8 protein-coding genes are annotated in these 10,986 nt (G+C 72.4%); 5 read left to right on the forward strand and 3 right to left on the reverse strand.

The window, feature by feature from the left end:
• Window positions 1-109: 109 nt before the first annotated feature.
• From ACFO0C_RS03550 to ACFO0C_RS03570, 5 genes are all read left to right on the forward strand, one after another.
• Window positions 110-1,003, forward strand: a complete 894-nt coding sequence (locus ACFO0C_RS03550) for a helix-turn-helix domain-containing protein (RefSeq protein ID WP_378065032.1) — start codon at window positions 110-112, stop codon at window positions 1,001-1,003.
• Between the two features lie 63 nt (window positions 1,004-1,066).
• Window positions 1,067-2,020, forward strand: a complete 954-nt coding sequence (locus ACFO0C_RS03555; protein WP_378065033.1) for a phosphodiester glycosidase family protein — start codon at window positions 1,067-1,069, stop codon at window positions 2,018-2,020.
• A 5-nt stretch (window positions 2,021-2,025) separates the two neighbouring features.
• A complete protein-coding gene (locus ACFO0C_RS03560; protein WP_378065034.1) occupies window positions 2,026-3,090 on the forward strand; it encodes a GtrA family protein in 1,065 nt (354 codons plus the stop codon).
• A gap of 13 nt (window positions 3,091-3,103) precedes the next feature.
• The gene (locus tag ACFO0C_RS03565; RefSeq protein ID WP_378065035.1) at window positions 3,104-4,543 is read left to right on the forward strand and encodes a GGDEF domain-containing protein; all 1,440 of its coding nucleotides are present in this window, start codon (window positions 3,104-3,106) and stop codon (window positions 4,541-4,543) included.
• 58 nt (window positions 4,544-4,601) lie between these two features.
• Window positions 4,602-7,820, forward strand: a complete 3,219-nt coding sequence (locus ACFO0C_RS03570; RefSeq protein WP_378065036.1) for a BTAD domain-containing putative transcriptional regulator — start codon at window positions 4,602-4,604, stop codon at window positions 7,818-7,820.
• A 138-nt stretch (window positions 7,821-7,958) separates the two neighbouring features.
• On the opposite strand, the gene ACFO0C_RS03575 is transcribed toward ACFO0C_RS03570, so the two are convergent.
• The 3 genes from ACFO0C_RS03575 to ACFO0C_RS03585 all read right to left on the reverse strand — a co-directional run bounded on the left by ACFO0C_RS03575 (window position 7,959) and on the right by ACFO0C_RS03585 (window position 10,709).
• Window positions 7,959-8,369, reverse strand: a complete 411-nt coding sequence (locus tag ACFO0C_RS03575) for a S26 family signal peptidase (protein WP_378065037.1) — start codon at window positions 8,367-8,369, stop codon at window positions 7,959-7,961.
• A gap of 62 nt (window positions 8,370-8,431) precedes the next feature.
• Window positions 8,432-8,629 (reverse strand): hypothetical protein, encoded by a 198-nt coding sequence (locus tag ACFO0C_RS03580; RefSeq protein ID WP_378065038.1) that lies wholly within the window; start codon window positions 8,627-8,629, stop codon window positions 8,432-8,434.
• Window positions 8,630-8,705: 76 nt separating this feature from the next.
• A complete protein-coding gene (locus ACFO0C_RS03585) occupies window positions 8,706-10,709 on the reverse strand; it encodes an ABC transporter ATP-binding protein (protein WP_378065039.1) in 2,004 nt (667 codons plus the stop codon).
• Window positions 10,710-10,986 lie beyond the last annotated feature (277 nt).

Consider the following 10,986-nt stretch of genomic DNA (forward strand, 5'->3'; position numbering starts at 1 on the left):
CGAACCGTCGCTCTTCGAGTTGACCTCCGGCGCGGGACGGGCGTGCACGTGAGTATGCTGATGCGGATCGCCACTCCAGGATCCACACAGGACTCTCGAAGAGGTCCAGGTGCCCGACGAACTGAACGACAACGACGACAACGGCTTCAGCCATCACAGCGGGGCGACGGTCCGCCGGCTACAGCTAGGCGGTCATCTGCGCGCCCTGCGACGGGCCAAGGGCCTCACCCGCGACCAGGCGGGTTACACGATCCGTGCCAGCGAGTCGAAGATCAGCCGGATGGAGCTGGGCCGGGTCAGCTTCAAGGAACGTGACGTCACCGATCTCCTGCGCCTCTACGGCGTGGAGGACCCGGCCGAGCACCGCCGTGTCCTGGCGATGATGCGTGAGGCCAACGCGCCCAGCTGGTGGCAGGCGTTCGGGGACGTGCTCGACACCTGGTTCCAGAACTATCTGGACCTGGAGCAGGCGGCCGAGCTGATCCGCACCTACGAGATCCAGTTCGTGCCGGGGTTGCTGCAGACCGACGCCTACGCGCGGGCGGTGATCCGGCTCGGTCACGAGGTCGACGGCCCGGAGGAGGTCGCCCGTCGCGCCCAGCTGCGGATGGCCCGTAAGCAGGTGCTCCAGCGGCCCGACGCGCCACGGTTGTGGGCGGTCCTCGACGAGGCGGTGCTGCGCCGGCCGATCGGCGGCCCCGACGTGCTGCGCGAGCAGATCGAGTATCTGCTGGAGGTCTGCGAGTCACCGCGGGTCCGGCTGCAGGTGATGCCGTTCGCCAAGGGCGGGCACGCGGCGGCCGGGCAGGCGTTCAGCATCCTGCGGTTCCCCCACGAGAAACTGCCCGACGTCGTCTACATCGAGCACCTCACGAGCGGCCTCTATCTGGAGCGGCGTGAGGAGGTCGACCGGTATGCGGCGGCGATCGGCCGGCTCTTCATCGAGGCGGAGCTACCCAGCCGGACACCCGACATTCTTCGCGAGCACCTGGCCCGGCTGTAACTCACGATTCACCCATGGGCCGGGCACAGCAGGTCCACAAGATCCGCCGGTTGACTTCGATGCGTGACGACGAACCCCGTACCCCCGCAGCCCCGCCGGATCAACCGCCGCGGTCTCCTCGCCGGCGGCCTGGGCCTGCTCGCCGCTGTCGGCGGCGGTAGCGCCTGGGCCCTCGACCGGTACGTCCTCGACCACGTCGAGGTCACCGGCGCCTCCCAGCTGGCCGCACAGAACGTGGTCGCGGCCGAGGCGGACAGCGGCGGCACGGCGACGGCGAGCAGCTACTCCAGCGACACCGCCACCATCAAGATCAAGAATGTGACGACCGGGTCGGGCAACGACAAGGTCACCTACTACGTGGCCGACGTGCAGGTCACCGACGCGACGATCGTGAAGTCGGCGTTCGCCAACGACCAGTTCGGCGAGAACATCGTCGCCAACCCGTCGGAGATCGCCGCCTCGGCCGGTGCGGTCCTCGCCATCAACGGCGACTACTACGGGTTCCGCGACACCGGCATCGTGATCCGTAACGGGGTGAAGTTCCGGGACGCCGGGGCGCGGCAGGGGCTGGCCCTCTACGCCGACGGGTCGATGAAGCTCTACGACGAGACCGCCACCAGCGCCGACGAGCTGATCGAGGACGGGGTGTGGAACACGCTGTCGTTCGGGCCGGGTCTCGTCGAGGACGGCGCGGTGATCTCCGGGATCGACCAGGTGGAGGTGGACACCAACTTCGGCAACCACTCCATCCAGGGGCAGCAGCCACGGACCGGGATCGGCATCGTCGACACCAACCATCTGCTGTTCGTGGTCGTCGACGGGCGCAGCAAAGGCTACAGCCGGGGTGTGACCATGCCGGAGTTCGCGCAGATCTTCACCGATCTCGGTGCCCAGGTGGCCTACAACCTCGACGGGGGCGGGTCGTCGGCGATGGTGTTCCGGGACAAGCTCGTCAACAACCCGCTCGGCAAGGGCCAGGAACGCGGCACCAGCGACATCCTCTACGTGGCCGGGTGATGACGATGATCGTGCTGATTCCGGCCTACCAGCCCGACCACCGTCTCGTGCGCCTTGTTGAAGAGCTGGGCTGCCATCGGATCCTCATCGTCGACGACGGTTCGGGTGGTCCGTACGCCCATGTCTTTGCGAAAGCCCGCATCGCCGGCGCCGAAGTGATCACCCTGGCCACCAACCGCGGTAAGGGTTTCGCCCTGAAGACCGGCTTCGCGCACATCGCGGCCCGCTTCCCGGGTGAGGACGTGGTGTGCGCCGACAGCGACGGGCAGCACCGGGTCGAGGACATCGAGGCGGTCGCCGTCCGGCTGAGCACGTCGCCGGCCGCCATGGTGCTCGGTGTGCGCCGGTTCACCGGGCCGGTGCCCGCCCGCAGCCGGTTCGGCAACGCCGCGACCAGGGTGTTCTTCCGGATGATCACCGGGCTCGCGGTGACCGACACGCAGACCGGACTGCGCGGCTACCCCGCCCGGATGCTGGGGTGGCTGGGCCGGGTGCCCGGCGACCGGTTCGAGTACGAGCTGAAACTCCTGCTGCGCGCCGCCCGCGAGCGCCTGCCCGTCGAGGAGGTCGGCATCGCCACCGTCTACCTGGACGGCAACAGTTCGTCGCACTTCCGGCCGATCATCGACTCGGCGCGGATCTACGGGCCGCTGCTCGCCTTCGCCGGTTCGTCGCTGCTCGCCTTCGCCGTCGACGCCGCGCTGCTGGCCGTGCTCGTCGCCACCACCGGTCAGCTCGTCACCTCGGCGGTCCTCGCCCGGCTGGTCAGCGCCACCCTCAACTACACGGTCAACCGGTCCGCCGTCTTCGGCGGCGACGTCCGCACCCCGCACCGCAAGGCCGCACCCCGGTACGCCGTCCTCGCGCTGACCTCGCTCACCGCCAACGTGGCGCTGCTCGAGTTCCTCACGTCGGCGACCGGCTCCCTGGCGCTCAGCAAGGTCGTCACCGAGCTGGCGTTGTTCCTCGCCGGGTTCGCGATCCAGCGGCTGTTCGTCTTCGGCCGGCGGCCCGCCGAGCCCGGCACCCCGATCGCAACGCGGCCGCAGCCGGCCGGCACCCGCGGGTGAGCAACCTGGGGAGATGACCTCCCGTCGCGTGGCGGCCTGGCAGCTCTGCCTCGCCGCCGCACCCGTGATCATCGGCGTGTACTACCTGCTCGTGCAAGCCGGTCTGTGGCCCGGCGCGCAGGTGGCGCTCTACGTCAGCGCCAACGCCACCTTCGCCGTCGCGGCCCTGGTCACCGCCCGCCGTCACCCGTCGATGCGCACCATCATGCTGCTGCTGGCGGGCTCCGCGGCGGCCGGCGTCACCGGGGACGTGCTGTTCTACTTCGACGCGCTGGTGCACGGTGAACCGCCGTACCCCGGCGTGCCGGATCTGTTCTATCTGCTCGCCTACCCGCTGATGGCCGTCGGGATGCTGCTGATCGTCCGGCGACGGACCCCCGGCTGGGACAGCGCCAGCGTCATCGACGCGGCGATCGTCGCCATCGGCACGGGCTACCTGGTCTTCCAGTTCCTGATCGTGCCCCTGGTCGATTTCAGCGACAAGTTCACCTCGCTGGTGTCGGTCGCCTATCCGGTCGGTGATCTGATGCTCATCGTCGTCGGCGCACGGCTGATGCTCGGTGCCGGCCCCCGCACCACGGCGCTCCGATTCTTCGGCGGCTACCTGGGGCTGGTCCTGGTCGCCGACGCGTGCTACGGCTACCAGACGCAGGCCGGCACCTACCAGGCGGGCAACGTCCTCGACGCGCTGTGGATCGGCGCCAGCTTCGCCCTCGCCGCTGGAGTTCTGCACCCCTCGGCGATCAAGATGGTCAGCACGTCCCACGCGGCCACACCGGACGCCACCCCGGGCCGGCTCGCCGTCCTGGCGATCGCCGCGGTCACCGCGCCCACCTCGATCGTCGTCCAGCACTACACCGGCGCCGAGGGGCATGTGGTCGTCGCCGCGGTCATCTGCATCCTGCTGTTCCTGCTGGTCATGCTGCGGATGGCCGGGCTCGTCCAGGCGCAGCGGCACGCCGCCGTCACCGACGGGCTCACCGGGCTGCGCAGCCGCCGGTTCTTCGAACAGGCCCTCGGCAACCAGGGCGAACGGTCCGTCAAGAGCGGGGTACCGGTCAGCGTGCTCCTGCTCGACATCGACCACTTCAAGAACGTCAACGACACGTACGGCCACAACGGCGGCGACCGGGTCCTCGTCGAGGTCACCCACCGTCTCCGGGAGCTGGTCCGGCCCGGTGACGTGGTCGCCCGCTACGGCGGTGAGGAGTTCGCGGTCCTGCTGCCGGACACGATGCCCGAGCAGGCCGCCGAGATCGCCGAACGCATCCGCCGCGGTGTCAGCGCCGCCCCGATCGCCGTCGACGAGTCCCGTCTGCACGCGGTCACCGTCTCGGTAGGTGTCGCCGGCATGCCGGCCGCCGGAACCACCGACGAACTGGTACTTGCCGCGGACCGGGCGCTCTACGCGGCCAAGAACGCCGGCCGCAACCGGGTGGCCGGCGTCGCCTGACCCTCCCGGGAATGCCCGGGTCCTGCCTGGACGGACCGCGGGCGGCAGAATCGTCGGCATGCGGTTCGGCATCCTCGGTCCCGTCCGGGCGGAACAGGCCGACGGGACCCCGATCCCGCTCGGCGGACCCCGCCTGCGCGCGCTCCTCGCGATGCTGCTGCTCGACGCCGGCCGTCCGGTGCCGATCGACCGGCTGATCGACGGTCTCTACGGTGACGAGCCGCCCGCCGGGGTCGCCAACGCCCTGCAGTCGCAGGTGTCGCGGCTACGGCAGTCGCTGCCGGTCGAGCTGGGCCCGGCCGGTTACCGTCTCGCGGCGGCCCGCGACGACGTCGACGCCCACCGGTTCGCCGCGCTCGCCGCCGACGGTCACCGGGCCCTCGCCTCCGGCGAGCCACAGCGGGCGGTCACCCTCCTCCGTGCGGCGGCGGATCTCTGGCAGGGAGAACCCCTCGCTGATGTACGGGACGCGCCGTTCGCACACGCCCAGGCCGCCCGGCTCACCGAACTGGGACTGGCCGCGAGCGAGGACCGGTACGACGCGGAACTCGCCCTGCCCGGGCCGGTGCCGTCGCCGGTGATCGCCGAGCTCCGTGACCTGATCGCCGCCCATCCGCTGCGCGAACGGCCCCGGGCCCAGTTGATGCGCGCTCTGGTGTCGGCGGGGCGCCCGGCGGAGGCGCTCGGCGTGTTCGAGGAGGCGCGCCGGACGCTCGCCGAGGAGCTCGGGGCCGACCCGTCGCCGGAACTGGTAGCCCTGCACACCGACCTGCTCCGTGCCTCCGGCCCGGCCGCGCCCGCGCTCTCCTCTGCCCGCGGCCCGGACGCACCCGTGCCGTCCCACGCCCCCGGCCCGGTCCGGCACGGTGTTCCCGCTCAGCTGACCAGCTTCGTCGGGCGCGACGGTGATCTCGCCCGGGTCGCGGCCGCGCTGCGCGGCCGGCGGCTCGTCACGCTGCACGGGCCCGGGGGTGCCGGGAAGACCCGCCTCGCCGCCGAGGCCGCGGCGCGGCACGACGGCGACGTCTGGTTCGTCGAACTCGCCGGCGCCGGATCGGAGGACGTGCCGTCGGCGGTGCAGGCCGCGCTCGGGCTGCGCGACGTCCTCGTCAACCCGCCGGGGGCGCCGTGGCAGCCGCCGACCGCGGTTCCCGGTGTCGTCGACCGGCTCGTCGCGGCGCTCAGCGACCGGCGTCTGCTGCTGGTCCTGGACAACTGCGAGCACGTCGTCGACGCGGCCGCCGCGCTGGCCGGGCGGCTGCTCGCCGGTGCGTCCGGGCTGCGGATCCTGGCCACCAGCCGGGAGCCGCTCGGCATCACCGGGGAGGCGCTCGTCCCGGTGGGCGGGCTCCCGGTCCCACCCGAGACGGCCGACGATCTCGCCGCCTTCCCCGCGGTGCGGCTCTTCCTCGACCGGGCCGCGGATGTGGCACCCGGCTTCGCCGTCACCGCCGCGAACGCCGGCGCGATCCGGAGACTCTGCCGCACCCTCGACGGGCTCCCGCTGGCCGTCGAACTCGCGGCGGCCCGCCTGCACGCGCTGCCGGTCACCGAGATCGCGGCCCGGCTCGGCGACCGGTTCCGGCTGCTGTCCGGCGGCAGCCGCACGGCGGCCGGGCGGCACCGGACACTCCAGGCGGTCGTGGCGTGGAGCTGGGACCTGCTCACCGAACCGGAACGGGTGCTGGCCCGCCGCTTCACCGTCTTCACCGGCGGCGCCACCCTCGACGCCGTGGAGCGGATCTGCGCACCCGGCGGCTTCGACGTGCTCGCGGGCCTGGTCGGGAAGTCGCTCATCGAACGGGACGGCGACCGCTACCGGATGCTGGAGACCATCCGGGCGTTCTGTGCGGAGCGGCTGGCCGAGTCCGGCGAGCGGGAGACGCTTCACCGGGAGCACGCCCGGTACTTTCTGGAGCTGGCGGGGCGCGCTGATCCGTACCTCCGCGGGTTTGATCAACTCGCCTGGCTGGACCGCCTCGACGCCGACCGGGACAACCTGCACGCCGCGTTGCGCCGCAGCGTCGCGCACGGCGCGACAGCGACGGCGTTGCGGCTGGTCGCCGCGCTGTCCTTCTACTGGTGGCTGCGCGGGCTGCGCGGTGAGGCCGCGACACTCGCCGGGCTCGCCCTGGGTGCGGCCGGTCCGGAGCCGCCGCCGGGGCACACCGAGGAGTACGTGTTGAGCGCCTTCAACGCGACCCTCAGCGCCGGGGCGGGAACCGTCCGCCCGGCGGCGCGCTGGGTCGACTACATGCGGACGCTGACGGCCGCACCCCGGTACCCGTTCCTGCTCTACCTGTCGGCGATGGCGGTGGGGCCACCGGCCGGCGACCCGGGTGGCATCCGCGAGCTCAACCGCAGACTCCGCGAGCAGATCGCCGGTGATCCGTGGAGCCAGGCCCTCGGCGGGATCGGCGCGGGCTGGATGGTCCTGTTCTCCGGCAGTGATCCGGCGCTCGCCGAACCGGAGTTCCAGGATTCGCTCGACGGGTTCCGCGCGCTCGGCGACCGGTGGGGTTCGATGCTGGCCCTGTCCGGGCTCGCCGAACTGGCCTCCTGGCGCGGCGACCCGGCCGCCGCCATCGCACCCACCGCGGAGGCCCTGCGCCTGGCCGGGGAACTCGGCTCCACCGTCGACGTCGCCGACCTGCTGCGCGGGCGGGCCCAGGCCCGGATGGACACCGGGGATGCCGAGGGGGCCGCCGCCGACTTCCGCCGGGTCGCCGAACTGGCCCGGTCCGCGGGGGCTCCGGAGCTGGTGGCGGCGGCGCTGCTCGGTCTCGGATCGCTGGCCCTGGCCCGGGCCCTCTCCGGCGCCGGCCGGGAGGCGCTGGCCGAGGCCCTGCGATGCTGCACCGAGGCGCTCGCCGTGTGCCCGGCCGGGTGGTACAGCGCCGACGGCACCCGGATGACGATCCTGGTGATGCTGGGCCGGATCGCGGAGATCTCCGAGGATCCGGTGGCGGCCGCGGCCCGCTATCGGGAGGTGTTCACCGTGCACGGCGGGATGCTCGGCTTCCTCGTCATGGCGGAGGCGTTCGATCGGCTCGCCGCCCTGGCGGTCGCCGCCGGTGACCCGGTGCGGGCCGCACGGCTGCTCGGCGCGGTCCAGGCGCTGGGCCTGCGTGCCGGGCCGGACTCCTCCGGCCCGGCCCGGGACGTCGCCGCCGCGGCGCTGGCCGCTCTCGGTCCGGAGCGCTACGCGGCCGCCGTCGCCGAGGGCGCCGCCCTCTCCGCGGACGAGGCCATGGCGCTCCCGCTGGCCCCACCCTGAACGGGAGGCGGCCCACTTGATCAACTTGATCGGCGCACCTGATCGGCCCACCTGATCGGCCCATCTCATCGGCCCGCCTCATCGGCCCATCTCATCGGCCCGCCTCATCGGCCCATCTCATCGGCCCGCCTCGTCGGCTCAGCGGAGGCGGCGCACGACCGTGGCGATCACGTTCTCCACCGGGATGAAGCCGAGCTGCCGTGAGTCCAGGCTCTGCGCCGGATTGTCGCCGAGCACCGCTACGTGACCGGCCGGGACGACCGCCGTACCCATGCCGTCCGGTGCCTTCTCAGCCGGGCCCGCCGCGACCCGTTTGATCAGCAGCGGGCCGTCCGACGAGCCGGGCACCCCGTGCGGCAGCGGATTGCGGAACACGACGACGTCACCGCGCCGGGGCACCGACCGGCGGCGGCGGGCGACCAGCCGGTCCCCGTCGGCGTAGGTGGGCCGCATGCTGGGCCCGCGCACGACGGCCACCAGCACGGCCGCCCGGATCCACAGCGTGACGGCCCCGGCCACGGCCAGTACCGCGACACCGGCGACGAGCACGGGCCCGGCCTCCCTCCGGAATGGGAAGGCCCTGCCACCGGACAGTGGCAGGGCACGGAACGTCAGGCGGAGCAGCTGTACGTCACCCGGTCGGCGCAGTTGTCGTAGACGTAGGTGTACCGGTAGCGCGCGACCCGGGTGCCGGCGCAGTAGCCGACCTGGACGGTCTCCCTGCGCAGCAGGATGCAGGCGGCATCGACCTCGGTGGCCGGGGCGACCGCCGCCAGCAGCCGGTCGGCGAGCTTGCCGAACATGCTCATGTACACACTCCCTCGTTGCGCCGGCCGGTGGGTGACCAGCCGGTTTCCGTCACCCGCCGGTCGGCGGGCTCTTCCGTCACCCGCCGGTCGGCGGGTGAAGCGTGTAGCCGGACGCCTGCACGGTGAACAGGGTGGCGTAGGTCCCCCCGGCGGCCAGCAGGGTGGCGTGGTCACCGAGTTCGGTGACGACACCGCCGGACAGCACGGCGATGACGTCGGCGTCGCGGACGCTGCTGAGCCGGTGCGAGATGAGGACACTGGTGGCGCCGTCACGCAGCTCCCGCAGGCGGGTGTGCACCTCGTGCTCGGCGTCGGCGTCCAGGCCGGCGCTCGGTTCGTCGAGGATCAGCAGGTCCCGGTCGGCGCGCATGAAGGCACGGGCCAGCGCGAGCCGCTGCCACTGCCCGCCGGAAAGCTGCACCCCGCCCGCCCCGGATGCGTCGTCCGGCGAGAAATACCTGGTCAGCAGGGTGTCGTAGCCGTACGGGAGCTTCTCGACGGTCAGGTCGACACCGGCTCGTCCGGCGGTCGCCTCGATGGCGGGCCGGTCGTCGAGGCGGGCGACGTCACCGAGCCCGATGTTCTCGGCCGCGCTCAGGTCGTAGGACATGAAGTCCTGGAACACCGCGCCGACCCGTTCGCGCAGGCTGACGACGTCGAGACGGCGCACGTCGACGCCGTCCCACAGCACCGTGCCACGCGTCGGGTCGTAGAAACGGCACAGCAGTTTGACGATCGTGCTCTTGCCGGCACCGTTCAGCCCGACCAGCGCGGTCGCCTCACCGGCACGGATGGTCAGATCGACGCCTCTGAGGATCCACGGCAGCTCCGGCCCGTACCGGAACCAGACGTTCTTGAACTCGATCCCGTCGCGGAGCGGCGGCGCGGCAGCCACCGGGAGGCCCTCGGGCGCCGCGAGGTCGGCCGGCGCCGCGACCACCTCCCGGAAGTGCGTGAAGATCAAGAGCGCTTGGTGGGTACGGGCGAAGTCGCCGATGATCGACCCGAGGAGGTTCTGGACGCCGCCGGTCGCGGCCGCGAGAACGACGATGTCACCGGCGCTGAGGCTGCCGGAGCGGGCGGAGAGCGCCGCCCACACCAGTCCCCCGCCGGCGACGGCCGCCGCGAGCCCGGTGAGCAGCGACTGCATGCGCAGTTCCCGCAGGTCGAGGTCGCGCATCCCGCGATTGATCTTGCGTAGTTCGGTGGCCATCCGCCCCGCGAACAGGTTGCCGAGCCCGTAGAGCCGCACCTCCTTGGCCGCGGTCACCGACGAGACGAGGTCGGCGTAGAACAGCTCCCGCCGTGTGGCGTGCCCGAGCCGGAGCATCATCGCGGCCCGCGCCCGCGACAGGATCAGCTCGGCGCGGACCGCCGGAACCGCCGCGACCGCCACGACGAGCGCCATCCACGGGGCCGTACCGGCCAGCGCCACCACGAACCCGGTGATCGTGACCGTCGACTGGGCGATGGCCAGGCCGTTCGCGGTGACCTGCGCCGGGGTGGCCGGCCCGTCGGCGACAGCGAGCTGGAGCCGGTCCTGGAAGTCCGGATCCTCGAAGCGGCCCAGCCCGGCGAACCCGCCGATCGCCTGGAAGAGCTGCTCCCGCCCGGCCAGCTGGGTACGCCGGCTCATCTCGGCGTCGAGGAACTGCCCGGCCGCCGGCATCAGGGCGCCGACCAGCCCGGCGGTGGCGAGGGCGACGACCACGGTCAGGAGCTCGGCATCCGTACGGTCGCCGGCCAGCTGGTCGAGCAGCAGTTTGGTCAGCCAGGCGACGACGACCGGGGCGAGACCGGCGATCAGGGCGATCCCGGCGCGTGCGGCGAGAAGTCCACGGGAGGCCTGCCAGGCCAGCGTGAACGCCGCTCTCAGCAGGGCGGTTCCGCCGCTTTTCCCGCCGGCTTTCCCGCCGGCTTTCCCGCCGGCTTTCTGGCCGGCTTTCCCGCCGGCTTTGAGGCGGGTTTTCGCGCCGGCTTTCCCGCCGGCTTTCAGGCCGGCTTTCTGGCTGGCCTTCGCGCCGGCTTTCTGGCCAGCCTTCGCGCTGGCTTTCAGGCTGGCTTTCCCGCTGCCTTTCACGCCGGCTTTCCCGCCACCGCCGGGCTGAGAATGGGCACCGAGTTGCTCCCGAATGACCGAGGACCGCCGGATTCACCGGCCGTGAGCCGAACACCGGGGACGACTGCCGCCGGTCCATCATCGATTCACCATCGCCGATGCGTGCTGAACCCTACCCGATTCCCCGTTCATGCACCTCCGCACTCCCCCGCCCTTCCCTCAGCCCCGCGCGCCGCCACCTCCTTCCACACACCGCGCTCTCCCGCCCCTGCTTCGCCGGCCACCCTTTCCACACACC

Origin of the sequence: Actinoplanes subglobosus (genome assembly GCF_042650585.1) — a bacterium.
In the GTDB taxonomy this organism is placed as follows: Bacteria; Actinomycetota; Actinomycetes; order Mycobacteriales; family Micromonosporaceae; genus Actinoplanes; species Actinoplanes subglobosus.

Excerpts from the sequence above, each read along its gene's own strand:
- ACFO0C_RS03560 (WP_378065034.1), top strand. The coding sequence starts at position 2,026 with ATGATCGTGCTGATTCCGGCCTACCAGCCCGACCACCGTCTCGTGCGC.
- ACFO0C_RS03565 (WP_378065035.1), top strand. The coding sequence starts at position 3,104 with ATGACCTCCCGTCGCGTGGCGGCCTGGCAGCTCTGCCTCGCCGCCGCA.
- ACFO0C_RS03570 (WP_378065036.1), top strand. The coding sequence starts at position 4,602 with ATGCGGTTCGGCATCCTCGGTCCCGTCCGGGCGGAACAGGCCGACGGG.
- ACFO0C_RS03580 (WP_378065038.1), bottom strand. The coding sequence starts at position 8,629 with ATGAGCATGTTCGGCAAGCTCGCCGACCGGCTGCTGGCGGCGGTCGCC.